At 61.8% G+C, this 24,886-nt stretch carries 23 protein-coding genes; 19 read left to right on the top strand and 4 right to left on the bottom strand.

Features of this window, described 5'->3' with window-relative positions:
- Window positions 1-37 precede the first annotated feature (37 nt).
- Window positions 38-1,258 (bottom strand): CaiB/BaiF CoA transferase family protein, encoded by a 1,221-nt coding sequence (locus tag WIN67_RS00600; protein WP_296412603.1) that lies wholly within the window; start codon window positions 1,256-1,258, stop codon window positions 38-40.
- 13 nt (window positions 1,259-1,271) lie between these two features.
- On the bottom strand, window positions 1,272-2,453 hold the full coding sequence (locus WIN67_RS00595) for an acyl-CoA dehydrogenase (protein ID WP_077933165.1): 1,182 nt from the start codon (window positions 2,451-2,453) through the stop codon (window positions 1,272-1,274).
- Window positions 2,454-2,611: 158 nt separating this feature from the next.
- On the opposite strand from WIN67_RS00595, the gene WIN67_RS00590 reads away from it, so the two are divergent.
- From WIN67_RS00590 to WIN67_RS00545, 10 genes are all read left to right on the top strand, one after another.
- The gene (locus WIN67_RS00590) at window positions 2,612-3,511 is read left to right on the top strand and encodes a LysR family transcriptional regulator (protein ID WP_123390249.1); all 900 of its coding nucleotides are present in this window, start codon (window positions 2,612-2,614) and stop codon (window positions 3,509-3,511) included.
- Between the two features lie 451 nt (window positions 3,512-3,962).
- Window positions 3,963-5,084: a Re/Si-specific NAD(P)(+) transhydrogenase subunit alpha gene (locus tag WIN67_RS00585; protein WP_102862522.1), complete on the top strand. Its 1,122-nt coding sequence runs from the start codon at window positions 3,963-3,965 to the stop codon at window positions 5,082-5,084.
- A gap of 15 nt (window positions 5,085-5,099) precedes the next feature.
- Window positions 5,100-5,423: an NAD(P) transhydrogenase subunit alpha gene (locus WIN67_RS00580; protein WP_005783507.1), complete on the top strand. Its 324-nt coding sequence runs from the start codon at window positions 5,100-5,102 to the stop codon at window positions 5,421-5,423.
- Window positions 5,423-6,859, top strand: a complete 1,437-nt coding sequence (locus WIN67_RS00575; RefSeq protein ID WP_339070476.1) for an NAD(P)(+) transhydrogenase (Re/Si-specific) subunit beta — start codon at window positions 5,423-5,425, stop codon at window positions 6,857-6,859. The genes WIN67_RS00580 and WIN67_RS00575 overlap by 1 nt, the downstream gene beginning before the upstream one ends.
- 179 nt (window positions 6,860-7,038) lie before the next feature.
- The gene (locus tag WIN67_RS00570; RefSeq protein ID WP_016963711.1) at window positions 7,039-8,532 is read left to right on the top strand and encodes an acetyl-CoA hydrolase/transferase family protein; all 1,494 of its coding nucleotides are present in this window, start codon (window positions 7,039-7,041) and stop codon (window positions 8,530-8,532) included.
- 319 nt (window positions 8,533-8,851) lie between these two features.
- Window positions 8,852-9,067, top strand: coding sequence for a DUF1127 domain-containing protein (locus WIN67_RS00565; RefSeq protein WP_011058498.1), 216 nt, complete (start codon window positions 8,852-8,854; stop codon window positions 9,065-9,067).
- Between the two features lie 474 nt (window positions 9,068-9,541).
- Entirely contained in the window at window positions 9,542-9,859 is a 318-nt protein-coding gene (locus tag WIN67_RS00560; protein ID WP_102881464.1) for a DUF2388 domain-containing protein, read from the top strand.
- Between the two features lie 115 nt (window positions 9,860-9,974).
- Window positions 9,975-10,268, top strand: coding sequence for a DUF2388 domain-containing protein (locus WIN67_RS00555; protein WP_404942562.1), 294 nt, complete (start codon window positions 9,975-9,977; stop codon window positions 10,266-10,268).
- Window positions 10,269-10,295: 27 nt separating this feature from the next.
- On the top strand, window positions 10,296-10,616 hold the full coding sequence (locus tag WIN67_RS00550) for a DUF2388 domain-containing protein (protein ID WP_102862518.1): 321 nt from the start codon (window positions 10,296-10,298) through the stop codon (window positions 10,614-10,616).
- Window positions 10,613-12,574, top strand: a complete 1,962-nt coding sequence (locus WIN67_RS00545) for a DUF4105 domain-containing protein (RefSeq protein ID WP_102881463.1) — start codon at window positions 10,613-10,615, stop codon at window positions 12,572-12,574. Before WIN67_RS00550 ends, WIN67_RS00545 begins: the two co-directional genes overlap by 4 nt.
- Before the next feature lie 23 nt (window positions 12,575-12,597).
- On the opposite strand, the gene WIN67_RS00540 is transcribed toward WIN67_RS00545, so the two are convergent.
- Window positions 12,598-12,999 (bottom strand): GFA family protein, encoded by a 402-nt coding sequence (locus WIN67_RS00540; protein ID WP_339070475.1) that lies wholly within the window; start codon window positions 12,997-12,999, stop codon window positions 12,598-12,600.
- A 319-nt stretch (window positions 13,000-13,318) separates the two neighbouring features.
- On the opposite strand from WIN67_RS00540, the gene WIN67_RS00535 reads away from it, so the two are divergent.
- The 9 genes from WIN67_RS00535 to WIN67_RS00495 all read left to right on the top strand — a co-directional run bounded on the left by WIN67_RS00535 (window position 13,319) and on the right by WIN67_RS00495 (window position 23,485).
- Window positions 13,319-14,626: a CitMHS family transporter gene (locus WIN67_RS00535; RefSeq protein WP_102881461.1), complete on the top strand. Its 1,308-nt coding sequence runs from the start codon at window positions 13,319-13,321 to the stop codon at window positions 14,624-14,626.
- A gap of 67 nt (window positions 14,627-14,693) precedes the next feature.
- Window positions 14,694-15,461: a TerC family protein gene (locus WIN67_RS00530; protein ID WP_102862514.1), complete on the top strand. Its 768-nt coding sequence runs from the start codon at window positions 14,694-14,696 to the stop codon at window positions 15,459-15,461.
- Between the two features lie 216 nt (window positions 15,462-15,677).
- On the top strand, window positions 15,678-17,336 hold the full coding sequence (locus WIN67_RS00525; RefSeq protein ID WP_102881460.1) for a Na/Pi cotransporter family protein: 1,659 nt from the start codon (window positions 15,678-15,680) through the stop codon (window positions 17,334-17,336).
- Window positions 17,337-17,392: 56 nt separating this feature from the next.
- Complete coding sequence (locus WIN67_RS00520; RefSeq protein WP_306394890.1) at window positions 17,393-18,778, top strand: M16 family metallopeptidase; 1,386 nt, start codon at window positions 17,393-17,395, stop codon at window positions 18,776-18,778.
- Between the two features lie 94 nt (window positions 18,779-18,872).
- Window positions 18,873-19,916 carry a DUF5924 family protein gene (locus WIN67_RS00515; protein WP_102881458.1) on the top strand — a complete coding sequence of 348 codons (1,044 nt, stop codon included), beginning with the start codon at window positions 18,873-18,875 and terminating at the stop codon, window positions 19,914-19,916.
- A 54-nt stretch (window positions 19,917-19,970) separates the two neighbouring features.
- Window positions 19,971-21,119 carry an ABC transporter permease gene (locus tag WIN67_RS00510; RefSeq protein WP_102881457.1) on the top strand — a complete coding sequence of 383 codons (1,149 nt, stop codon included), beginning with the start codon at window positions 19,971-19,973 and terminating at the stop codon, window positions 21,117-21,119.
- A complete protein-coding gene (locus WIN67_RS00505; RefSeq protein ID WP_102881456.1) occupies window positions 21,116-21,919 on the top strand; it encodes an ABC transporter ATP-binding protein in 804 nt (267 codons plus the stop codon). Before WIN67_RS00510 ends, WIN67_RS00505 begins: the two co-directional genes overlap by 4 nt.
- A 1-nt stretch (window position 21,920) precedes the next feature.
- The gene (locus WIN67_RS00500) at window positions 21,921-22,859 is read left to right on the top strand and encodes an MlaD family protein (protein WP_102862508.1); all 939 of its coding nucleotides are present in this window, start codon (window positions 21,921-21,923) and stop codon (window positions 22,857-22,859) included.
- Window positions 22,856-23,485, top strand: a complete 630-nt coding sequence (locus WIN67_RS00495) for an ABC-type transport auxiliary lipoprotein family protein (protein WP_339070473.1) — start codon at window positions 22,856-22,858, stop codon at window positions 23,483-23,485. Before WIN67_RS00500 ends, WIN67_RS00495 begins: the two co-directional genes overlap by 4 nt.
- A 64-nt stretch (window positions 23,486-23,549) precedes the next feature.
- On the opposite strand, the gene WIN67_RS00490 is transcribed toward WIN67_RS00495, so the two are convergent.
- Window positions 23,550-24,779, bottom strand: a complete 1,230-nt coding sequence (locus WIN67_RS00490) for a nucleoside recognition domain-containing protein (protein WP_110594113.1) — start codon at window positions 24,777-24,779, stop codon at window positions 23,550-23,552.
- Window positions 24,780-24,886 lie beyond the last annotated feature (107 nt).

The raw sequence follows: 24,886 nt of genomic DNA, 5'->3' as shown, positions 1-24,886 counted from the left end.
AGAGGGACATTACGCCCCTCTATATAGAAGAGAAGCCTTAAAGCACTCCCGAACGCGTCAAAGCCTCAACAGCCTCGACCTGCATTCCCAATACTCGCTGCAGGACCTGCGCAGTGTGCTCACCCAATAGAGGAGGGGCATTACGGTACTCCACAGGCGTCTCGGAGAGACGAATCGGGCTGGCGACCTGAGGCACAGTCCCCGCCAACGCATGGGGCAGCTCAACAGCCAAACCACGAAACACAACCTGCGGGTCAGCAAATACCTGGGCCAGATCATTAATCGGCCCACACGGCACTCCTGCCTTCTCCAACTGACTTACCCACTCAGCAGTAGTCTTGAATACCGTCGCCTGGCGAATCAATGGAATCAACAGCGCCCGATTAGCCACCCGCAGCTTGTTAGTAGCAAACCGAGGATCATCTGCCCACTGCGGCTGACCCGCTACCTCAGCAAACTTACGAAACTGCCCGTCATTACCCACGGTGAGGATAAAGTCTCCGTCCGCGGTCGGAAAATCCTGATAAGGCACTATATTAGGGTGCGCATTGCCCAAGCGCTTGGGAGCAACTCCCGTCGTCAGATAGTTCATGGCCTGGTTAGCCAGACAGGCCACCTGTACATCCAGCAACGCCATATCGATGTGCTGGCCGCCGCCGCCCTGATCCCGATGAGCCAAGGCCGCCAGAATCGCCACCGTCGAGTACAGCCCGGTCAGAATATCGGTCAACGCTACACCGACCTTCACCGGCCCAGCCCCCTCATCCCCCTCAGGGCGTCCGGTCAGGCTCATCAGCCCACCCAACCCCTGAATCATGAAGTCATAACCCGCCCGCTTGGCATAGGGACCGGTCTGACCAAACCCGGTGATCGAGCAATAGATCAGTCTCGGATTGATTGCCTTGAGCGATTCATAGTCCAAGCCATATGCAGCCAGCCCACCAACCTTGAAGTTCTCGATGACAATGTCCGACTTGGCAGCCAGCTCACGCACCAACTGCTGCCCCTCGGGACGAGTGAAGTCGATGGTCACTGACTGCTTGTTACGGTTGGCCGACAGGTAATAAGCAGCCTCCGTGGTGTTCTCGCCATAGGCATCTTTAAGGAAGGGCGGCCCCCAGGCGCGCGTATCGTCACCATTGCCCGGACGCTCGACCTTGATGACCTCGGCCCCCAGGTCCGCAAGGATCTGCCCGGACCAAGGCCCGGCCAGTACCCGCGATAAATCCAGTACCCGCAGATGCGATAACGCGCCCATGGCCGCTCTCCTATTAATAGAACGCCTGGATACCGGTTTGTGCACGCCCGAGAATCAGCGCATGCACGTCGTGAGTGCCTTCGTAGGTATTGACCACCTCCAGGTTCACCAGGTGACGGGCGATACCAAACTCATCGGAGATACCGTTGCCACCCAACATGTCACGAGCCATCCGCGCGATATCCAGAGACTTGCCGCAGGAGTTGCGCTTCATGATCGAGGTGATTTCCACCGCCGCGGTCCCTTCATCCTTCATCCGCCCCAGACGCAGGCAGCCCTGAAGGGCGAGAGTAATTTCGGTCTGCATGTCTGCCAGTTTTTTCTGGATCAACTGAGTCGCGGCCAGAGGACGGCCAAACTGCTGACGATCAAGGGTGTATTGACGCGCGGTGTGCCAGCAGAATTCCGCCGCGCCAAGCGCGCCCCAGGAGATGCCGTAGCGTGCCGAGTTCAAGCAAGTGAAAGGACCTTTCAGACCACGCACATCCGGGAAGATGTTCTCTTCCGGGACAAAAACGTTATCCATGACGATCTCGCCAGTGATCGACGCCCGCAGACCCACCTTGCCATGAATGGCTGGAGCGCTCAGACCTTTCCAGCCTTTCTCCAGAACGAAGCCACGGATATCACCAGCGTCATCCTTGGCCCAGACCACAAACACATCCGCGATCGGACTGTTGGTGATCCACATCTTGCTGCCGGTCAAGCTGTAGCCACCTTCGACCTTGCGCGCACGAGTAATCATCGCGCCCGGATCGGAACCATGGTTCGGCTCGGTCAGACCAAAGCAGCCAATCCATTCGCCAGACGCCAGTTTCGGCAGGTACTTCTGCTTTTGCGCTTCGGTGCCGAACTCGTTGATCGGCACCATCACCAGGGACGACTGCACACTCATCATGGAGCGGTAACCCGAGTCCACGCGCTCCACTTCACGAGCGATCAGGCCATAGCACACATAGTTCAGGCCACTGCCGCCGTACTGCTCGGGAATGGTCGCGCCCAGGAGGCCGACTTCACCCATTTCACGGAAGATGGCCGGGTCGGTCTTCTCATGGCGGAAAGCTTCCAGAACCCGTGGTGCCAGCTTGTCCTGAGCGAACTGCTCGGCACTGTCGCGGACCATGCGCTCCTCTTCAGTCAGTTGCTGGTCCAGCAGAAGGGGATCGATCCAGTTGAAGCTTGCTTTGCCGCCCATGAGTGAATCCTCGTGAAGTAGGTCAACTATCGTGGGCTGATCCTAGGCCCAGCAGAAGCCTCCCGGCAAACGAGGATTTTGCATACTGTTGTGCTAATTTCTCACTTCGTGACGGCAAAAAGTGCCATCTACAGCCACCATTAGTGAGATAGCCGTACATGCGCAGGAAGATCCCCAGTACCGCCGCCCTGATCAGCTTCGAGGCCGCCGCCCGTCACGAGAGCTTTACCAAGGCGGCACAGGAGCTTTCCCTGACCCAGGGCGCCGTCTGCCGACAGATCGCCAGCCTGGAGGAGTTCCTCAGCGTAGAACTCTTCCGACGCTCGCGGCGGGGAGTCAAACTGACCGAAGCCGGCCTTTCCTACAGTCGACGGGTCGCAACTCAACTGGATGCCGTAGAGCGCGACACCCTTTCCGTGATGGGTCAGCAAGGCGCCAATGTCATCGAACTGGCAGTGGTACCGACCTTCGGCACTCAATGGCTGCTACCGCGCCTCAAGGACTTCCAGAAACAACACCCCGAAGTCACCGTCAACCTGACCAACCGCACACGCCCCTTCCTGTTCGCCGATACCCCCTTCGACGCAGCCATCTACTTCGGTGACGCCGACTGGTCCGGTACTCAGTCCCATCGCCTGATGGGCGAGCATCCAGTGCCGGTGTGCAGCCCGGCCATACTGGGCAACCACCAGCAACTGAGTGCAGAAGCCATTGCCGAACTGCCCCTGTTGCAGCAGACCACACGTCCCTACGCCTGGCGACAGTGGTTCAACTCACAACAAATGAGCATCCCCCGCGACATGACAGGGCCACGCTACGAGCTATTCTCCATGCTCGCCCAGGCAGCCATGCATGACATGGGCATCGCCCTGATTCCAGCCTTTCTCATTCAGCGCGAACTGGCGGAAAAACGCCTGGTGATTGCCAACCCTCAAGCACTCACGAGCATCAAGGCGTACTACCTGATGATTCCTGAGCGCAAGGTTGAATCAGCCTCTTTACGGGCATTTCGCGACTGGCTAGTAAACCAGGCGAACAGCTACAACCTTGGGAAATAAAGGCTACACACCAATAGCTGACCCCGTAGTCAACTAATTCAAAGCCCTACAGATATAACTATTTGTCGCATCTAGACAGACTGTACCGACACCTTGGACAATCGTTCTACAAGCGCCTAACCACGCGGCTTGTAGGGTTTATTTAGAGGCGATGCAAGACTATTCACGCCACCGATGAGAAAAATCTTAATTTCATGTCTAAAGCCTTGAAAGGCGCGGCTTACAAGGGTTTAAGTCTGTACGTTGCGACATTCGGTCACGGGGTGACTTGTAGTTAATTTTCCGTCACTAGTCAGAATCCCTTGAAGGCCTCAAAGTTCGCCTGCAAAATGCCGCGCCCCGCTGTGATTTCAGCGGGATCGTGCTGATCGGCCGCCCCAGCCGCACCCTCCTCAGTGCGCTGGCCTTCTAAGAAAGATCGAAAGCAATAAGATCAAGCAGGAGATTTGACGTGCACATTGGTGTTCCTCTCGAAACCCAGACGGGTGAAACACGGGTTGCTGCAACCCCGGAAACCATCAAGAAGCTGATCGGCCAGGGTCATAAAGTCACTGTGCAAAGCGGCGCCGGCATTAACGCCAGCGTGGTCGACAGTGCCTATGAAGCGGCAGGGGCAACCATTGGCAACGCCAACGATGCCTTTGGCGCCGAACTGATCCTCAAGGTAGTGGCCCCCAGCGACAGCGAGCTGGCTCTGATCAAGAGCGGCACCGTGTTGGTGGGCATGCTCAATCCGTTCAGCAATGAAACCATCGCCAAGCTGGCCGAACGTGGCATTACTGCCTTCGCCCTCGAGGCGGCACCACGCACTTCCCGGGCCCAGAGCCTGGACGTGTTGTCGTCCCAGGCCAACATTGCCGGCTACAAGGCTGTGCTGCTGGCCGCCCACTACTATCCGCGCTTCATGCCAATGCTGATGACCGCCGCTGGCACCGTCAAAGCAGCCCGCGTGCTGATCCTCGGCGCCGGTGTGGCAGGGCTGCAGGCCATCGCCACGGCCAAGCGCCTGGGCGCGGTGATCGAGGCCTCGGACGTGCGCCCAGCGGTGAAGGAGCAGATCGAGTCCCTGGGGGCCAAGTTCGTCGACGTGCCTTACGAGACCGACGAAGAGCGCGAGTGCGCTGTAGGTGTCGGTGGCTACGCCCGTCCCATGCCGGCCAGCTGGATGCAGCGCCAGGCCCAGGCGGTCCACGAGCGTGCAAAGCAGTCCGATATCGTCATCACCACCGCGCTGATCCCAGGCCGCAAGGCACCGACGCTGCTGAGCGCCGAGACCGTCGCCCAGATGAAACCCGGCTCGGTGGTCATCGACCTGGCAGCAGCACAGGGCGGCAACTGCCCGCTGACCGTAGCGGATCAGGTCGTGGTCGAAAACGGTGTAACCATCGTCGGCCCGACCAACCTGGCCGGCGCGGTAGCTGCAGATGCCTCGGCGCTGTACGCCCGCAACCTGCTGGACTTCCTGAAGCTTGTCTTCACTAAAGAAGGGCAGTTCGAAGTCAACCTCGAAGACGACATCGTCGCCGCGTGCCTGATGTGCCGCGACGGCCAAGTCATCCGCAAAAACGCCTAAGCAGGGATTCAGACGATGGAAGAGCTTATCTCCCCCGGTATCTACAACCTGATCATCTTCGTGCTGGCGATCTATGTCGGTTATCACGTGGTCTGGAACGTCACACCCGCACTGCATACGCCGCTGATGGCGGTGACCAACGCCATTTCCGCCATCGTCATCGTCGGCGCCATGCTGGCTGCCGCCCTGACCGTGACCCCGCTGGGCAAGACCATGGGCACACTGGCCGTTGCCTTGGCCGCGGTCAACGTGTTCGGTGGCTTCCTGGTGACCCGCCGCATGCTGGAAATGTTTAAGAAGAAAGCGCCCAAAGCCGTGAAAGAAGAGGTGCAGAAGTAATGAGTATGAACCTGGTAACAACCCTCTATCTGATTGCCTCGGTGTGCTTTATCCAGGCGCTCAAGGGACTTTCGCACCCGACCACATCCCGACGCGGCAACCTGTTCGGCATGCTGGGCATGGCCCTGGCGGTACTGACCACCATTGGCCTCATCTATAAGCTCGGCGCAGAACTGGCCACCGCCGGCATCGGCTACGTCATCGTGGGCCTGCTGATCGGCGGCACCGCCGGTTCGATCATGGCCAAGCGCGTCGAGATGACCAAGATGCCGGAGTTGGTGGCCTTCATGCACAGCATGATCGGTCTGGCCGCGGTGTTCATCGCCATTGCCGCCGTGGTCGAACCGCAGTCTCTGGGCATCGTCAAACACCTGGGCGATGCGATCCCCGCTGGTAACCGCATGGAACTGTTCCTCGGCGCGGCCATCGGTGCCATCACCTTCTCCGGCTCGGTGATCGCCTTCGGCAAGCTGTCGGGCAAGTACAAGTTCCGCCTGTTCCAGGGCGCACCGGTACAGTTCGCCGGCCAGCACAAACTCAACCTGGTACTGGGCCTGGCCACCCTCGGCCTGGGCGTGACCTTCATGGCCACCGGCAACCTGGGCGCCTTTGCCCTCATGCTGGCCCTGGCCTTCGTCATGGGTGTGCTGATCATCATCCCGATCGGCGGCGCCGACATGCCGGTGGTGGTGTCGATGCTCAACAGCTATTCGGGCTGGGCAGCGGCAGGGATCGGTTTCTCCCTGAACAACTCGATGCTGATCATCGCCGGCTCCCTGGTGGGCTCCAGCGGCGCGATCCTTTCGTACATCATGTGCAAGGCGATGAACCGTTCGTTCTTCAACGTGCTGCTGGGCGGTTTCGGCAACAGCGCCGATGCGGGCGGCCCGGCCGGTGCACAGGAAGCCCGTCCGGTGAAATCCGGCTCGGCTGACGATGCGACCTTCCTGCTGACCAACGCGGACACCGTGATCATCGTTCCCGGCTACGGCCTGGCGGTAGCGCGGGCCCAGCACGCGCTGAAAGAGCTGACCGAGAAGCTGACCCACCGCGGCGTAACCGTGAAGTACGCGATCCACCCGGTAGCGGGGCGCATGCCCGGCCACATGAACGTATTGCTGGCCGAAGCCGAAGTGCCTTACGACCAGGTGTTCGAGATGGAAGACATCAACTCCGAGTTCGGCCAGGCCGACGTGGTGCTGGTCCTGGGTGCCAACGACGTGGTCAACCCGGCGGCGAAGAACGATCCGAAATCGCCGATCGCCGGCATGCCGATCCTCGAGGCTTTCAAGGCCAAGACCATCATCGTCAACAAGCGCTCCATGGCCAGTGGTTATGCCGGCCTGGACAACGAACTGTTTTACCTGGACAAGACCATGATGGTCTTCGGCGACGCCAAGAAAGTCATCGAAGACATGGTCAAAGCCGTCGAGTAAAGCTGCTGTAGCGCAATAACCCAAACCTCAGCCTTTAGTAGGCTGGGGTTTTTTATTTACACCATAAAGCCGACAGAAGGCTCTAGATCAGGGCCTTTCATTCGACCTTTGTCGCGGGGCGTTTTTTTTTGAAATCACTAGACTGCGCTTCTTGCTTCCGTTGCCCGAGATAACAATCCATGTACCGTGATCGTATCCGCTTGCCTTCGTTGTTGGATAAGGTGATGAGCGCCGCCGACGCTGCCGCCCTGATTGAGGACGGCATGACCGTCGGCATGAGCGGCTTCACCCGCGCCGGTGAAGCCAAGGCCGTGCCCCATGCCCTGGCCGAACGGGCCAAGGTGACCCCGCTGAAAATCAGCCTGATGACCGGTGCCAGCCTGGGCAACGACCTGGACAAGCAACTCACCGAAGCCGGCGTCCTGGCCCGGCGCATGCCGTTCCAGGTGGACAGCACCCTGCGCAAGGCGATCAACGCCGGCGAAGTGATGTTCATCGACCAGCACCTTTCCGAAACCGTCGAGCAACTGCGCAACCAGCAGCTCAAGCTGCCGGACATTGCAGTAATCGAGGCTGTCGCCATCACTGAACAGGGCCATATCGTGCCGACCACTTCGGTGGGCAACTCCGCCAGCTTCGCGATCTTCGCCAAGCAGGTGATCGTCGAGATCAACCTGGCGCACAACCCGAACCTGGAAGGCCTGCACGACATCTATATCCCGACTTATCGTCCAACCCGCACCCCAATCCCACTGGTGAAGGTCGACGATCGCATCGGCAGCACCGCGATTCCGATCCCAGCGGAAAAGATCGTCGCCATCGTCATCACCAACCAGTCCGACTCGCCGTCTACCGTGTCCACCCCGGACAGCGAAACACAAGGCATCGCCAATCACCTGATCGACTTCCTCAAGCAGGAAGTGGATGCCGGACGCATGAGCAACAAGCTCGGCCCGCTGCAGGCGGGCATCGGCAACATCGCCAACGCGGTGATGTGCGGCCTGATCGAGTCGCCGTTCGAGAACCTGACCATGTACTCCGAGGTGCTGCAGGACTCGACCTTCGACCTGATCGACGCCGGCAAGCTGAGCTTCGCCTCGGGCAGCTCCATCACCCTGTCGAGCCGGCGCAACGCCGACGTGTTCGGCAATCTGGAACGCTACAAGGACAAGCTGGTGCTGCGCCCCCAGGAGATCTCCAACCACCCGGAAGTGGTGCGCCGCCTGGGCATCATCGGCATCAACACCGCCCTGGAGTTCGACATCTACGGCAACGTCAACTCCACCCACGTCTGCGGCACGCGGATGATGAACGGCATCGGCGGCTCCGGCGACTTCGCCCGCAACGCGCACCTGGCGATCTTCGTCACCAAGTCGATTGCCAAGGGCGGGGCGATTTCCAGCGTGGTGCCCATGGTCAGCCACGTGGACCACACCGAGCATGACGTCGACATCCTGGTGACCGAGATCGGCCTGGCAGACTTGCGTGGCCTGGCGCCACGTGAGCGGGCCCGGGTGATCATCGACAACTGTGTGCATCCGTCCTACCGCGACGCGCTGAATGACTACTTCACCAAGGCCTGCGCCTTGGGTGGTCACACACCACACATACTGCGTGATGCCCTGAGCTGGCACATCAATCTGGAAGAAACCGGGAAAATGCTCGCCGAGTGATTGATACAGTTGGTAGCTGACGCAAACACAGTTTCGTCAGCTCGCCAGCCGCCCATCATAGGCCGACAAAAACTGTACTGCTGTACCGGTCTTTCCCTCGCCTAAAACCGTTAACTTCCAATCAAAAACCGCCTAAACGCACCAAAAAGGTGCTGACAGGTACAGTTGCGCCATTTACGAACAGTACAGCCTCTATAAACAGTTAACTGGTCCTTCACAATACAGGTGAACTGTATCTACAGAGTCTTGCGCGGGAAGAGGATCATGGGCACCAGTTAAATCACTACCTGATCCCGCCACAAGCGGAAGGATGTCAACCATGGAACGTACACTCAGTTCCGAACTGTTCTTCGAAGACAAAGCTGAAAAAACCCAGGCTTCCCTGCCTCTGCGCGTTATCGCCAACCTGATGCTGTGGCAGCGCCGCATCTCCAGCCGCCATCAACTGGCTCGCCTGGATTCGCGTCTGCTGGCCGATGCCGGGATCAGCGAAGCACAACGCTACGAAGAGCTGAGCAAGCCGTTCTGGCGCTAACTCAGCGTCGCTGGCTCTGACCCTCCGGGTCCACCGCCAGCACCCCGAATTGCACACACAAAACCCGTCGCGGGAAACTGCGACGGGTTTTGTCGTTGTGGGCCGATGACAAACGTTCAGAGGTGGAGGACAGTCTGTACCAGCCAATGACAGGTACAGTTTAATAATAACAAAAATATAATAGGTACAGTTCAAACCCCAGCCTATCTGTCTCTTCGCCGAGAAACCCAATAGCTTGATGCTGCAAGCCAATCGTTCGACGTCTCGACGAGGACTGCGTCATGAATTCATTGTTGGCAGCCCCCAGCCCTGACACAGATCTGTGCGAATAGAAAAGCTCAGCCTAATATCTGAAGTGACGTAGCGATTTTCTTCCGAGTTGCGTCAGTTTCATCGGACACAGCACCTCGCAGTGGCTGCCCGGCGTCTCACTCAGCGCCCTTTAATTGTCTGTTTCATTCACAGGAGTTACCCATGTCCCGTCTTCGACTGCTCAGCGCTGCCGCACTGCTGTCCCTGGCCGCCAATGCCCACGCCACTAGCCTGATCGTGACCACTGACGCCATTGTCGGCGCCCTCAAGGCCACGACCGATGCGACCTCCGACGTCACCTCCTCCCTGCGCGACAACAAGATTGTCCGCGCTGCCCGGGATGACGCCGCCAGCTTCGTCGCCACCGACGGCGCAATTCGCGGGGTAAAACTGGAAAGTGCCTTCGCCCACATCCGCCAACAAGCCCCTCAGTTGCAGGCCACTGACACACAACTGGCTCAAGCAATCCTGGCGATTTGACCTGCCATTTCAGGTGCGTGTACGCACCTGAAACCCTCTGCACTGGCCCTGCCCGGGCCATTGCGCTAGCCTTGGCGCTGGTTTTCAGCTGTCGAGACTCTTGGGTTTGTTCCGAATTTCGCTTTTCGCTCCACTATTGATCGCTATCTGTTGGGCCTCCTCGGTGCAGGCATTTGACCTGACGACCCAGAGCTCGGTCATCACGGCTTACGCTACAAGCCAGGTGACCTCGGCGCCCTTCGACCATAAACTGCTGCTCGCCGCCCAGGATGACGCCGCCGCCTTCATTGCGACCGACGGCCAACTGCGTGGGGCACGCCTGGAGTCCGCACTGAAGTATCTGCGGCAACACCAGGCAAAACTTCATGCCAGCGACCTTGAACTGGCGCAGGCAATTCTCGTCCAATAGCCATCCCTGTTATTCCGGAGTCGTTCCATGCGTAGCCCGCTGATTGCCGCCACCCTTGGCCTGCTGTTGTTGGCCGACGTGGCCCAGGCACAAACCCTGGTGGCCACCAGTAATATCATCGTCCGCGCCTCTGGCCGCACGATCGATTTCACCTCGGACACCACCACCTCGATCCGAGACTCCAAAGTCGTACGCGAAGCCCATGACGATGCCGCCAGCTTTGTCGCCAGCAATGGCGATATCCGTGGCGCACAACTGGAAGCTGCCTTCACTGCACTGCGCACCCAATTGCCGGAAGCCCGTAACGCCAGCGATCAGGTCCTCGCCGAAGCTATCCTCGCTCTGTGAAGCCAGTTTTCGCCTGGCTGCTGGCCGGGACCCTGGGGCTGCTCTGTGGCACCGCCCAAGCCGACCTGCAATTGCGCCTCAAGACCGATGGTTTGAGCCCGGCGCAACAACGCGCCAGCCAGGCGCTGCTGGATGAAGCGATGCAGGCACTGCCGCCGCGCTTCATCCAGCAACTGGATCGCACCATTGATGTCGGCTGGACCGACCAGATGCCCGACAATGCCTATGGCGCGGCATCCCTGGTTGCGGAACTGGACCTCAATCGTGCCCTGTTGCCCAGCCTGGCCGATGGCTCGGCTGCGACCCAGAAGACCAGTCGCCCCCACGGCACCGTGCGCCGGGAACTGCTCGCCACCGTACTTCATGAACTGACCCATATTTATGATCGTGCGCGTTTATGGCCCAGCGCCGAACGCAGCCTGATCCAGCGCTGCACCCGCAAGACCGGTACTTCCGGCCTGATCGGCCTGCCGGATGAGTGCCGGGGCCAGAACGATCGCCGCTTTACCCTCAGCGACGACCCGCGGCTGCTGGACCTGGCCGGCTGGCCGCAATATGTCGGTCGCCGCGGAGAGCGGGAACAGCACAACCGGCAGGTTGCCCGCAGTCCGGACCTCTACGAGATCACCAACCCGAAAGAGTTCGTAGCGGTGAACATGGAGTACTTCCTCCTCGATCCGAGCTACGCCTGCCGCCGCCCGGCGCTGTATCGCTACTACCAGGAACATTTCGCCTGGGCCCCAGCAGCCAAGGACAATTGTGCCCAGTCCTTTGCCTTCCTCAACGCCGGCAACGACTTCGCCAAGACGCCCCTGGGCAAGGTCGACCCGGAACGGGTCTACGCGGTGGACTACCTGCTGGCCGAGGCCAACCAGAACTGGGTCAGCCGCTGGGGCCACAGCATGCTGCGCCTGGTGATCTGTGCACCGGGCCGGCCCCGTGGCCCGGACTGCCGACTGGACCTGGACCAACACCTGGTGCTGTCCTACCGCGCCTTTGTCGGCGACGTACAGTTGTCCAGCTGGGATGGCCTGGTGGGCAAATATCCTTCGCGGCTGTTCGTCCTGCCGCTGTCGCAAGTCATCGATGAATACACCAAGACCGAACTGCGCAGCCTGGCATCCGTGCCCCTGAAGCTGTCACGCAGCGAGATCGAGGAAGTGGTGGAGCACGCCGCCGAGATGCACTGGAGCTATGACGGCAACTATTACTTCCTGTCCAACAACTGCGCAGTGGAGAGCCTCAAGCTGCTGCGCAGCGGCAGCAACAACAAACAACTGATCGGCCTCGACAGCATCATGCCCAACGGCTTGCTGGAAGTGCTCAAGGGCAGGGGACTGGCGGACACCAGCGTACTCGACGATCCCCGGGAAGCGCTGCGCCTGGGCTATCGCTTCGACTCCTTCCGCGACCGCTACCAGGCCATGTTCGAAGTGATCAAAAAGCACCTGCCGATCAAACAGGCCAGCGTCGAAGACTGGCTGTCACTGAGCGCTGCGCAACGCCGCGAGTGGTTCGACCGGGCCGACCTGCGAACCAGCGCGGCCTTGCTGCTCCTGGAGCAGGCCAGCTATCGCCGGCAACTGTTGCTGGCCCAGGACGAGGTCAAGCAGCGCTACCTGGGCGCCCGGGAACTGAAGAATGGCGGCATGGAAAAAGCCAACAAGACCTTGCAGGAAATTCTCGCCAACAGCGGCTTCCTCAGCCGACCGGCGGAACTGCTGGGCAGCAGCGGCTATGGCTTGCCCCAGCCCGGCGAATGGCAGCGCCTAGAGTCCGAAAGCAGTGAGCGGCAGAAACAGCTGCAATCGCTGACCGGCGAACTGGACAAGGAAGTGCGGGCGTTGCTCGAACCAGCCCGGGCCGCCGAGATCGCCGCCAACGAGGCCAATCTGAAGCAGGTGGGCGAGCACCTGCGGGCTCTGCACAAGGCAGCGGGTGGGTTGGAGCTGCCTTGAAAGCTTCGCCGGCAAGCCTGCTCCTACAGTGTTTCCTCGGGTTCTTCCGGCAATTGCTCGTCCAGGTGCAGCCAGGGAAGCCGGCTGTCGGTCCAGATATGCCGGTCCGCAGGCGCCCGTTCCGGGTGATCCAGAGTGGCGATGGTGACATCGATGCTGTCCTGGCTCAGGTGGGTAACCAGTGCCAAGTGAGCACCGCAGTCAGCGCAGAAATAGCGCGCACAACTTGCAGATGAGTCGTAGCGCGCGGGAACGCCTTCCAGCCACTTGAAAGCCCGGGCGGGCAAAGTGATCCAGGTGGTCACCAGACCGCCGCTGACCCGGCGGCAGATCGAGCAATGACAGTGGGCGATATCCCGCAGTGGCCCGCTGAACTGGTAGCGCAGCCGCCCGCAGTGGCAGCCGCCGGTGTGCAACTCACTCATGTGCATTCCTCTTTTGGGCCCATGCCCGTCACTTTATGCCGCTGGTCGCCTGCCGCAACATCCACCGTTTCCTTTCAATGCCGAAAGCTGGCTGAAAGCTTCCCCGATTAGGATCGCCTCCACTACCGGCAAAAGACCGGTTGGCCACAGCGGGCGTTTCTGGCGCTCCCGGCCCTATTAACAACAACAATGGTGATTCTGATGTCCGCTCGTACCCGCCTGTTCGCTTCGACTCCCCCCGTACGCCTCGTGCTTGCCGTTCTGCGCTGATCCCACCCGGTTCGCCATTCCCTAGCCGCGCTACGCCTGGAGTATTCCCATGCTGACTTTCCTTGGCTTTGCCATGGTCATCACGTTCATGTTCCTGATCATGACCAAGCGCCTGTCCGCGCTGATCGCCCTGATCATCGTGCCGATCCTGTTCGCCCTGTTCGGCGGTTTCGCACCGAAGATCGGTCCCATGATGCTCGAAGGCATCACCAAGCTGGCGCCCACCGGCGTGATGCTGATGTTCGCCATTCTGTATTTCGCCCTGATGATCGACTCCGGCCTGTTCGACCCGGCGGTGCGCAAGATCCTCAAGCTGGTCAAGGGCGACCCGCTGAAGGTCTCGGTCGGCACCGCCGTGCTGGCCCTGGTGGTGTCCCTGGACGGTGACGGCGCCACCACCTACATGATCTGCGTGGCCGCCATGCTGCCGTTGTACAGCCGCATTGGCATGAGCCCGCGGATCATGGCCGGCCTGATCATCCTCGCCGGCGGGGTGATGAACATGACCCCCTGGGGCGGCCCGACCGCCCGCGCCGCCAGCGCTTTGCACGTGGACCCGTCGGACATTTTCGTGCCGATGATCCCAGCGATGCTGGCCGGTGTGGTGGCGATCCTGGCGATCGCCTATCTGTACGGCAAACGTGAACGGGCACGCCTGGGCGAACTGCACCTGGCGGGCGATGAGATCGATCACAGTGAAATCAGCGTCTCGCAGTACCCCGACGCCCGTCGTCCGAAGCTGATCTGGTTCAACGGTGCCCTGACCTTCGCCCTGATGTGCGCGCTGATCGCCGGGCTGCTGCCGTTGCCCGTGCTGTTCATGGTGGCCTTCAGTATTGCCATGATCGTCAACTACCCCTGCCTGCAGCAGCAGAAGGACCGGGTCGCGGCCCACGCCGGCAGCGTGCTGGCAGTGGTCGGGCTGATCTTCGCTGCCGGTATCTTCACCGGCATCCTGTCCGGTACCGGCATGGTCGACGCCATGTCCAAGAGCCTGCTGGCAGTGATCCCTGAAGCCCTGGGGCCCTATCTCGCGGTGATCACCGCGCTGGTGAGCATGCCGTTCACCTTCTTCATGTCCAACGACGCCTTCTACTACGGCGTATTGCCAGTGCTGGCAGAAGCCGCCAGTCATTACGGCATCACGGCGGTGGAAATGGCCCGGGCGTCGATCGTCGGCCAACCGGTGCACTTGCTCAGCCCGCTGGTACCCTCGACCTATCTGTTGGTGGCCCTGGCTGGCATCGAGTTCGGCGATCACCAGCGCTTCACCCTCAAGTGGGCAGTTCTGGTCTGTCTGTGCATAATGTTCGCCGCTCTGCTGATGGGGATTTTTCCGCTGTTCAGCACGCTATAAAAGCAATGATTCTTCGCTCGGGCCGGCTTCCCGGACCGGGCCATAACAACCGCTCAAAGGAATACACATGGAATGGCTGACCAACCCGGAAATCTGGGTTGCCTTCTTTACCTTGACCGCCCTGGAAATCGTCCTGGGCATCGACAACATCATCATGATTTCGATCCTGGTCAGCCGCATGCCCAAGCACATGCAGGCGCGCACCCGGATCTTCGGCCTGGCCCTGGCCATGGTCACGCGGATTCTGTTGCTGCTGTCGATCACCTGGGTCATGCGCCTTACGGCCGATCTGTTCGTGGTCTTCGGCCAAGGCATTTCCGGGCGGGACCTGATCCTGTTCTTCGGCGGCCTGTTCCTGCTGTGGAAAAGCTCCCAGGAGATGTACCACGCACTGGAAGGTGAAGACGAAACCCTGGATGAACCCAAAGGCAAGGGCGGCAACTTCATCTACACCATCATCCAGATCGCCATCATCGACATCGTCTTCTCCCTGGACTCGGTCATCACCGCAGTGGGCATGGTGTCCCATGTGCCGGTCATGGTGGCGGCGATCATTGTCGCGGTCCTGGTGATGATGCTGGCGGCCGGCGCCATCAGCGAATTCATCGACAAGCACCCGTCGCTGAAGATGCTCGCGCTGTCGTTCCTGCTGGTGGTCGGTACCGTACTGATCGCCGAGGCCTTCGAAGTGCACGTACCAAAAGGCTACGTCTACTTCGCCATGGCCTTCTCCCTGGCGGTGGAAGCCATCAACATCAAGATGCGCACCGCCATCGCGAAGAAGAAAAAACAGCAGGACCCGGTGAAACTGCGCAAGGACATTCCTGGTCAATAAACCGCCAACGCGCTACAGAAAAAGGGGCTTACGAGCCCCTTTTTCACGGCTGCAGGCAGCTGTTTTCATGACAGTTTTGTTTCAATCACCGGTTTAGCTATGCGATGCTGGCGTCCTGTGCGTTAGCCAACTACAGCTTAAGTACATAACGTAGAACCTCGCGCAACAACGTCCATTGGCCCCGCTTGGGGCTCTTCACCCCAGGGGGGCCCTCTCATGCTGACCCTGCTCAATCTGCTTTCCGCCGTGGCCCTGCTGATCTGGGGCACGCACATCGTCCGTACCGGCATCCTGCGGGTCTACGGCTCCAACCTGCGCCACGTAATCGGTCAGAACATGGCCAGGCGACCGCTGGCCTTCGTCGCCGGCATCCTGGTAACCGCCATGGTCCAGAGCAGCAACGCCACGGCGATGCTGGTGACCTCCTTTGTCGGCCAGGGCCTGATGACCCTGACCCCGGCGCTGGCCACCATGCTGGGGGCCGATGTCGGTACCGCATTGATGGCTCGGGTGCTGACTTTCGACCTGTCCTGGCTGTCACCGTTGCTGATCTTCCTCGGGGTGATTTTCTTTCTGTCGCGCAAACAGACTCGCGCCGGCCAGCTGGGCCGGGTCGGCATCGGCCTGGGCCTGATCATCCTGGCCCTGCAACTGATCGTCGAAGCCGCAGCGCCGATTACCCACGCCCAAGGGGTCAAGGTGCTGTTCGCCTCACTCACCGGCGACATCCTCCTGGATGCGCTGATGGGCGCGGTGTTCGCCATGGTGTCCTACTCCAGCCTGGCGGCGGTGCTGCTGACCGCCACCCTGGCCGGGGCCGGGGTGATCGGCCTGCCGGTGGCCATCGGCCTGGTGATCGGCGCCAACATCGGCAGCGGGGTGCTGGCCTTCCTCAGCACCAGCATGCAGAACACCGCCGGACGCCAGGTGGCCCTGGGCAGCCTGCTGTACAAGCTGATCGGCCTGCTGCTGATCATTCCGGTGCTCGACCCGCTGGCCCACTGGATGGATAGCCTGGACTTCAGCCCCCAGGAAGTGGTGATCGGCTTCCACCTGTTGTACAACACCGTCCGCTGCCTGTTGCTGCTGCCCACTGTCGGCCCCATGGCCCGATTCTGTGCCTGGCTGATGCCCGAGCGCCCCCAGGACAACGGCCGTGCACGACCACGGCACCTCGATCCCACTGCCCTGGCCACCCCGAGCCTGGCCCTGGCCAACGCCGCCCGGGAAACCCTGCGCATCGGCGACCTGATCGACAATATGCTGGAAGCCATGCGCGATGTGCTGCGTGGCAAGCAGACCGCCATTACCCAGGAAATGCGCGCCCTGAGCGAGGATGTCGAAGCGCTGTACAGCGCCATCAAGCTGTACCTGGCGCAAATGCCCCGGGAAGACCTCAGCGAGCAGGACAGCCGGCGCTGGGCGGAGATCATCGAACTGGCGATCAACCTCAAGCTGGCCAGCGACCTGATTGAACGCATGCTGCGCAAGGTCCAGCAGCAGAAGACGTCGCAACGCCGCTCCTTCTCCGAAGTGGGTCTGGAAGAGCTGACCGGACTGCACGCGCAACTGATCGCCAACCTGCGCCTGGGACTCTCGGTATTTCTCAGCGCCGACCCGGAAAGCGCACGTCAATTGCTGCGGGAGAAACGCCGCTTCCGCGCCCAGGAACGGCGCCTGGCCCACGCCCACGTCAGCCGGCTGCAGCGCAAGATCGTCCAGAGCATCGAGACCAGCTCCCTGCACCTGGAACTGATCGCCGACATGAAGCGTCTCAACTCGCTGTTCTGCAGCAGCGCCTACGTGGTCCTGGAAACCTCGGACACCGGGGCGCTGGAAATCGAGAACATGGCTGACATCACCCATTCACCCTGAACGTCCAGAGTGATCTGAAGTCTCTAAAACTTACGCACGCCGTAAGGAAGCTTGTTATGCGTTGTCTGTTATTCGCCTGCCTGTTGCTGGGCAGTGCACAAGGATGGGCCCTGGATCGTTTCCAGGTCGAGGGCTACACCCTGCCCAACGGCCTGCAACTGCTGCTCAAGCCCGGTAGCGAACGCGGCCATGTGGCGATCCGCCTGGTGGTGGGCGTCGGCCTGGACGATTTCCCCTGTGCCGACAAGGAACTGCCGCACTTGCTTGAACACTTGCTGTTCAGCGGCATCGACGCCAGCGGCGAGGGCGGCCTGGAAGAGCGCATGCAAGCCCTGGGCGGCGAATGGAACGCCTATACCAGCAATGCCGACACCACCTTCGTCATCGAAGCCCCAGCGAAAAACCAGCGCAAGGTCCTCGATCTGCTGCTGGCATTGCTCACCCGCACCCACCTTGGCGACAACGCCGTGGCCGCCGCCAAACAGGTGGTGGAGCGCGAAGACGGCGGCCATTACTCGCACCTGCAACGCTGGCTCGACCGCCAGGACCTGGGCCACAAGGCCGGCAACCAGCTGGCGGTGGAACTGGGGCTCAAATGCGCCGAGCGCGCCGAAGTCGGGCACTTGACCCTGGCCCAGCTGGAGCAAGTGCGCAAAGACTGGTACGCCCCCAACAACATGACCCTGATCGTCGTCGGCGAACTGGATCGCCTGCTGCCGGCTTATCTGGAACGCACCTACGGCGCCCTCGAGCCGGTAGAGCCCAGCGAGCACCGCGAGCTGCCACAGATCCAGGGCACGGCCGCCGCCGAGCGCAACTTGATCCATGGCTGGGTAGGGCAGAGCGCACAGTTGCACTGGCTGTTTCCCGAACCCCTGCTGGAGCAGCAGCACGACGAGACCTTCGACCTGCTCAAGGAGTATCTGGACTGGGCGTTATACCGTCAGTTGCGCCTGGAGCATGAGCTGTCCTACGGCCCCTGGAGCGACCGTGAAGTGTTTGGCAGCGTCGGTTTTCTCAGCCTCAATGCCGACCTCGAACGCGATGACCTGCCCCAGGCCCGACAGGTGGTCGAGCAGCTCAAGGCAAAACTGCTCAAGGACGGTCTGGACCCCGCGACTTTCGAGCGCCTGAAGCAGGCCGCCATCGATCGCCAGGCTTGGGCAGTGCAGGGCAACAGCGCCTTGGCGGATTACTACTGGAGTGCCCTCGGCGACTTCGACAACGGCCGCTTCAGCGACCCGGCCAAGCGCCTGCGGGCGGTGAGCCTGAAGCAGGCCAACCTGGCGCTGAAGCAATTGCTGCAACAGCCGGGCTATGTGCGAATCGAAAAACCCCTGTTGGGGGACGAGCAACTGCTCTGGCTGACCGGCGGCCTGCTGGCCCTGATCGTCTTCGGCAGCCTGGGCGGCTACCTGCTGTACCGCCGGCGCACCCTCTAGCCGGTGTGGCGAGGGAGCTTGCTCCCTCGCCACAGGCCGCGGCCAACAGGTATCCTGTCACGGTTTTTTCCTGCCAAGACTGTGACCCCGCCCGATGCCTAACCTGACCCACTATATTCAGCGCATTCTGGAACTGATGAAGCGCTACCCGGGGGTCATTGCGCTCGGCGGTTTCATCTCCGGAGTCGGCAGCTTCATCCTGGTGGACCGGCAACAGAGCCTGGCCTCGTGGATCGCCGTGATCCTGTTGGTGAGCTGGGTCTGGCTGATGCTGGAAAACAGCCTGACCCAACTGTTCACCAAGGTCTTCAAGCGCGAGATCCCACAACCGCTGCTGCGCTACGCGACACAAATGATCCACCAGGAAAGCCTGTTCTTCGTCCTGCCGTTCTTCTTCATCACCACCAGCTGGAACAGCGGCCAACTGGTATTCACCGGGCTGCTGGGGGCAGCAGCGCTGATTTCCATCACCGACCCGCTGTACTACAAGTGGCTGGCGCCGCGGCGCTGGCTGTTCCTCGCCTTGCACACCCTGACCCTGTTCGCCGCCTTGCTCACGGCCCTGCCGCTGATCCTGCACCTGACCACGGCCCAGAGCTTCAAGCTGGCCCTGGGCATCGCCATGCTCCTGTCCTTCCCGAGCCTGGCGTCGATCCTGCCGATCCGCAGCGTGCGCAGCGCACTGGCGGTGCTGTGTATCACCCTGGCCATTGGCAGCACCGGCTGGCTGCTGCGCTCCTGGGTGCCGCCGGCCACCCTGTGGCTGACCGAGGACGCCATCAGCACCCAACTCCAGGACCGCACGCCCGGGGACAGCCTGGAACAGGTGAGTGCCAGCCAGGTACGCAGCAGCGGTTTGTACGCCTACACCGCGATCAACGCCCCCCGGGGCCTGGACGAGCGCATCTATCACGTCTGGAAGTTCAACGGCAGCGAAGTGGATCGCATCGCCCTGGATATTCACGGCGGACGCAAGGAGGGCTACCGCGCCTGGTCCCACAAGCAGAATTTCCCCGGCAACCCAGCGGGAAAATGGCAAGTGCGGGTGATCACCGAGGACGGACAGGTGATTGGTGTGCTGCGCTTCGAGATCACCGACCCAGATCAAGATCCAGCCAAGAGCGGCGAGGCAAAGTAACGGGGATCGTGCTATTACGTAGCACTGCGCAATCGCCACACAAGCTCGGAGCTTATGAATACCCGCATGACGCCCGGCACCGCTCAACTGGATAACGCCCACACTCCGGCGCAACTGCGCATCGGCGGAGACTGGACGCTGGCCCACTACAGCGACCTCAAGCGCCTCTGCCAGAGCCTCAACGGCCACTACGACAGCAGCACCCACGTCGACCTCAACGGCCTGGGAGCCCTGGACACCGCGGGTGCCTCGCTGCTGGTTGAACTCCTGGGGACCGAACGCCTGGGGCAATCCGCCGAACACCCCGATTGCACCCTGTCCACCGCCGACCGCGCATTGCTGCATACGGTCTACAGCTCGCTCAACGATTTTTGTGTACCGGTCAAGGAACCGGAGATTGCCGTCAGCGTGCAACTGCTCTCACGCATTGGCAGTGCGGTCTACACCGTCTGGCAGGACACCCTGAAGGTCCTGGGCTTTATCGGCCTGATCCTCGAAACCCTGGCCCGGGGCCTGCTGCACCCCAAGCGCTGGCGCATCACCCCGGTGGTGGCGCATATCGAGCAGACCGGCCTCGATGCCGCGCCCATCGTCGCCCTGCTGACCTTCCTGGTGGGGGCAGTGGTGGCCTTTCTCGGGGCCACGGTGCTGGCCAACTTCGGCGCCAGCATCTTTACCGTCGACCTGGTGGCGTTTTCCTTCCTGCGGGAATTTGGCGTGCTGCTGACCGCGATCCTCATGGCCGGGCGCACCGCCAGCGCCTTCACCGCGCAGATCGGCTCGATGAAGGCCAACGAAGAGATCGACGCCATCCGCACCCTGGGCCTGGACCCGATGGAGTTGCTGGTGCTGCCTCGGGTGCTGGCCCTGCTGGTGGCGCTGCCGATGCTGACCTTCCTGGCGATGCTCTCGGGGATCATCGGCGGCGCCGTGGTCTGTGCCCTGTCCCTGGATATTTCCCCGGCGATGTTCCTTTCGCTGCTGCACTCGGACATCGGCGTTAAGCACTTTCTGCTGGGCCTGGTCAAAGCGCCGATCTTCGCTTTCCTGATCGCCGCCATCGGCTGCCTGGAGGGCTTCAAGGTCAGCGGCAGCGCCGAATCGGTGGGCGCCCACACCACGTCCAGCGTGGTGCAGTCGATCTTCGTGGTGATCGTCATCGACGCCGTGGCCGCGCTGTTCTTCATGGAGATGGGCTGGTGAGCCGCCCGACGCGCCCGCCCGCCGAGGCGGTGATCGAGGTCCGTGGCCTGTGCAACCGCTTCGGCAAGCAGAGCGTGCACGAAAATCTCGACCTGGACGTGTACAAGGGCGAGATCCTCGGTGTGGTCGGCGGCTCCGGTAGCGGCAAGTCGGTGCTGCTGCGCAGCATCGTCGGCCTGCGCCAACCCAGCGAAGGCTCGGTGCGGGTCTTCGGCCAGGACCTGCCCAGCCTGCCGGAGCAGCAACGTTCCCTGATCGAGCGGCGCTTTGGCGTGCTGTTCCAGAAGGGCGCGCTGTTCACCTCGCTGACAGTGACCGAGAACGTCGCCCTGCCACTGATCGAGCATGCGGGCCTGTCCCGCAGCGACGCCGAACACCTGGCGGCGGTGAAACTGGCCCTGGCCGGGTTGCCCCTGTCGGCCGCCGACAAATACCCATCCTCGCTCTCCGGCGGCATGATCAAGCGCGCAGCCCTGGCCCGTGCCCTGGCCCTGGACCCGGACATCCTGTTTCTCGACGAACCCACCGCCGGCCTCGACCCGGTGGGGGCGGCAGCCTTCGACCAACTGATCCTGACCCTGCGCGATGCCCTGGGCCTGAGCGTGTTCCTGGTCACCCACGACCTGGACACCCTCTACACCATCACCGACCGGGTGGCGGTACTGGCGCAGAAAAAGGTACTGGTGGCGGACGCCATCGACATCGTCGCCGAAACCCCGGACGAATGGATTCACCAATACTTCCATGGCCCACGCGGCCGCGCGGCCTACCAGGCCGCTACACAGACCAACGAGGGATGACATGGAAACCCGAGCCCATCATGTACTGATCGGCCTGTTCACCGTGATCGTGGTGGCCGGCGCCCTGCTGTTCGGCCTGTGGCTGGCCAAGTCCAGCGTCGACAGCGCCTTCCAGGACTATCAGATTGTCTTCAATGAGGCGGTCAGCGGCCTGTCCAAGGGTAGCGCCGTGCAATACAGCGGCATCAAGGTCGGCGACGTGGTCAACCTGCGCCTGGACCCCAAGGACCCGCGCCGGGTACTGGCGCAGATCCGCCTGGGCAGTGAAACCCCGATCAAGGAGGACACCCAGGCCAAGCTGGCCCTGACCGGCATCACCGGCACCTCGATCATCCAGCTCAGCGGCGGTACACCGCAAAGCCCGCCCCTCAAGGGCAAGGACGGCCACCTGCCGACCATCATTGCCTCGCCATCGCCCATTGCCCGCCTGCTGAACAACAGCAATGACCTGATGACCGGGGTCAACCTGCTGCTGCACAACGCCAACAGCATGTTTTCCCCGGACAACGTGGAGCGGGTCAGCAACACCCTGGACAACCTGCAGAAAACCTCGGCCAGCATCGCCGGACAACGTGACGACCTGCGCCAGCTGATGCAGCAACTGGGCTCTATCAGCAAGCAGACCAGCGCCATGCTGGAACAGACCACCGCGCTGATGCGCAATGCCAACGGCCTGCTCAACGACCAGGGCAAGCAGATGTTCGGCAGCGCCGAGCACGCCATGCGCAACCTGGAGCAGAGCAGCGCCACCCTGAACAAACTGCTGAGCGACAACCAGGACTCGCTGAACAATGGCATGCAAGGGCTCAACGGCCTGGCGCCGGCGGTACGCGAGCTGCGCGAGACCCTGAGCTCGCTGCGAGCCATCACCCGCCGCCTCGAAGCCAATCCCGGCGGTTACTTGCTGGGTAACGAGAAGAACAAGGAGTTCACGCCATGAAGCCTGCCTGTCACCTGCTGGCCCGACTGGCCCTGGGGTGCACCCTGGCCCTGAGCGCTGCCTGCTCGATCCTGCCCAAGGGCGAACCACTAGATATCTACCGGCTGCCGGTAGGGCAAAACGCGACCCCTGCCAGGGGCAAGGCACTGTCGTGGTCGCTGCAGTTGCTCAAGCCGCAGGCTGGCGATGCGCTGAACAGCGCACGCATTGCGGTGATTCCCCAGGGCAACCTGATCAGCAGCTACAAGGCTTCGCGCTGGAGCGACCCGGCACCGATCCTGCTGCGCAACCGCCTGCTGGACGGCTTCCAGCGCGATGGCCGGGTGCAGTTACTGAGCACCGACGACAGCAACCTGCAGACCGACCTGGCCCTGGGCGGCGACCTGCAAGCCTTTCAGACCGAGTACCAGGGCAACGCCGTCCAGGTGGTGATCCGCCTGGATGCGCGGCTGATTCGAGGTTATGACCAGAAGATCCTCGCCAGCCGGCGCTTTGAAGTGCGCCAACCCCTGAGCGAACCCCAAGTGCCGGCGGTGGTGACAGGGTTTGGCCAGGCCAGCGATGCGCTGACCCGGCAGGTAGTGGATTGGGCAGTGGGGCAGGGCAACCTGGCGCTGAAACAATGAACGGCCCTTTCGCCGGCAAGCCGGCTCCTACAACCTCCGTAGGAGCCGGCTTGCCGGCGAAGGCTTATCCAAAGAACCAATAGCAAACCGCAATCGCCGCCACCACCCCGGCGAACTCGGCCAGCAAGGCACAGCCCACCGCGTGCCGCACCCGCTGGATACCCACCGCACCGAAGTAGACCGCCAGCACATAGAAGGTGGTCTCGGTGCTGCCCTGGATGGTCGCCGCCGCCAGGGCCGGGAAACTGTCCACACCTTGAGTCTTCATGGTCTCGATGAGCATCGCCCGGGCGGCACTGCCGGAGAACGGCTTGACCATGGCGGTGGGCAGAGCGTCGACAAAGCGTGTATCCCAGCCGGCCCAGGCCACCAGATGACGAATCCCGTCGAGGCCGAAATCCAGGGCCCCGGACGCCCGCAATACGCCGATCGCGCACAGCATGGCCACCAGGTACGGCAAGAGGTTCTTGGCGACGTCAAAACCCTCCTTGGCCCCTTCGACAAAGGCCTCGTAGACCTTGACCTTGCGCAGCGCACCGATCACCAGGAACAGCATGATCAGACCGAACAGGGTGAGGTTGCCGAGGATCGACGACAGGGATGCCAGGGCTGTGGCCGACAGAGTCGCCAGCAGCGCCATGAAGGCGCCCAGAGCCAGGGCCCCGGGAATCAGGTAGGCCAGCACCACCGGGTCCCAGAGACGCAGGCGCTGCATCACCGCCACCGACAGCAGGCCGACCAGGGTCGAGGCGCTGGTGGCCAGGAGGATCGGCAGGAACACCAGGGTCGGGTCCGCCGCACCTTGCTGGGCGCGGTACATGAAGATGGTCACCGGCAGCAGGGTCAGGGACGAAGCGTTGAGCACCAGGAACAGGATCTGCGCGTTGCTGGCGGTGGTGGCGCTGGGGTTGAGTTCCTGCAGGGCGCGCATGGCCTTGAGGCCGATCGGCGTGGCAGCGTTATCCAGGCCCAGGCCGTTGGCGGCGAAGTTCAGGGTGATCAGCCCCAGGGCCGGGTGCCCTGGCGGCACTTCCGGCATCAGGCGCTTGAACAGCGGGCCCAGGATCTTGGCCAGCCAATCGACGATGCCGGCCTTCTCGGCGATCCGCAGAAAACCCAGCCACAGGGTCAGGGTGCCGAACAGCAGCACCATCACCTCCACCGACAGCTTGGCCATCGCGAAAATGCTTTCCACCATGGCGGCAAAGATCCCGGCGTTGCCGCCCACCAGCCACTGCGCCAGGGCGGACACGGTCGCTACGATAAAGAAGCCAAGCCACAGGCCATTGAGCATCGGTCATATCCCTCGGAAGATGCGGCGAATGATAGCGGGGCCCGCAGAAACGACAAACCCCGGATTACCCGGGGTTCGTTCATTGCAGGAGCCGGCTTGTCGGCGAA

Origin of the sequence: Pseudomonas idahonensis, assembly GCF_037903935.1 — a bacterium.
Taxonomy (GTDB): Bacteria; Pseudomonadota; Gammaproteobacteria; order Pseudomonadales; family Pseudomonadaceae; genus Aquipseudomonas; species Aquipseudomonas danubii.
Note: the sequence above shows the minus strand (reverse complement) of the source record. Positions and strands in the feature narration are given on the sequence as shown.

Bases quoted from the DNA above. Each gene is read 5' to 3' on its own strand.
- WIN67_RS00600 (WP_296412603.1), bottom strand. From the start codon at position 1,258: ATGGGCGCGTTATCGCATCTGCGGGTACTGGATTTATCGCGGGTACTG.
- WIN67_RS00595 (WP_077933165.1), bottom strand. From the start codon at position 2,453: ATGGGCGGCAAAGCAAGCTTCAACTGGATCGATCCCCTTCTGCTGGAC.
- WIN67_RS00590 (WP_123390249.1), top strand. From the start codon at position 2,612: ATGCGCAGGAAGATCCCCAGTACCGCCGCCCTGATCAGCTTCGAGGCC.
- WIN67_RS00580 (WP_005783507.1), top strand. From the start codon at position 5,100: ATGGAAGAGCTTATCTCCCCCGGTATCTACAACCTGATCATCTTCGTG.
- WIN67_RS00575 (WP_339070476.1), top strand. From the start codon at position 5,423: ATGAGTATGAACCTGGTAACAACCCTCTATCTGATTGCCTCGGTGTGC.
- WIN67_RS00570 (WP_016963711.1), top strand. From the start codon at position 7,039: ATGTACCGTGATCGTATCCGCTTGCCTTCGTTGTTGGATAAGGTGATG.
- WIN67_RS00565 (WP_011058498.1), top strand. From the start codon at position 8,852: ATGGAACGTACACTCAGTTCCGAACTGTTCTTCGAAGACAAAGCTGAA.
- WIN67_RS00560 (WP_102881464.1), top strand. From the start codon at position 9,542: ATGTCCCGTCTTCGACTGCTCAGCGCTGCCGCACTGCTGTCCCTGGCC.
- WIN67_RS00550 (WP_102862518.1), top strand. From the start codon at position 10,296: ATGCGTAGCCCGCTGATTGCCGCCACCCTTGGCCTGCTGTTGTTGGCC.
- WIN67_RS00540 (WP_339070475.1), bottom strand. From the start codon at position 12,999: ATGAGTGAGTTGCACACCGGCGGCTGCCACTGCGGGCGGCTGCGCTAC.
- WIN67_RS00535 (WP_102881461.1), top strand. From the start codon at position 13,319: ATGCTGACTTTCCTTGGCTTTGCCATGGTCATCACGTTCATGTTCCTG.
- WIN67_RS00530 (WP_102862514.1), top strand. From the start codon at position 14,694: ATGGAATGGCTGACCAACCCGGAAATCTGGGTTGCCTTCTTTACCTTG.
- WIN67_RS00525 (WP_102881460.1), top strand. From the start codon at position 15,678: ATGCTGACCCTGCTCAATCTGCTTTCCGCCGTGGCCCTGCTGATCTGG.
- WIN67_RS00520 (WP_306394890.1), top strand. From the start codon at position 17,393: ATGCGTTGTCTGTTATTCGCCTGCCTGTTGCTGGGCAGTGCACAAGGA.
- WIN67_RS00515 (WP_102881458.1), top strand. From the start codon at position 18,873: ATGCCTAACCTGACCCACTATATTCAGCGCATTCTGGAACTGATGAAG.
- WIN67_RS00510 (WP_102881457.1), top strand. From the start codon at position 19,971: ATGAATACCCGCATGACGCCCGGCACCGCTCAACTGGATAACGCCCAC.
- WIN67_RS00500 (WP_102862508.1), top strand. From the start codon at position 21,921: ATGGAAACCCGAGCCCATCATGTACTGATCGGCCTGTTCACCGTGATC.
- WIN67_RS00495 (WP_339070473.1), top strand. From the start codon at position 22,856: ATGAAGCCTGCCTGTCACCTGCTGGCCCGACTGGCCCTGGGGTGCACC.
- WIN67_RS00490 (WP_110594113.1), bottom strand. From the start codon at position 24,779: ATGCTCAATGGCCTGTGGCTTGGCTTCTTTATCGTAGCGACCGTGTCC.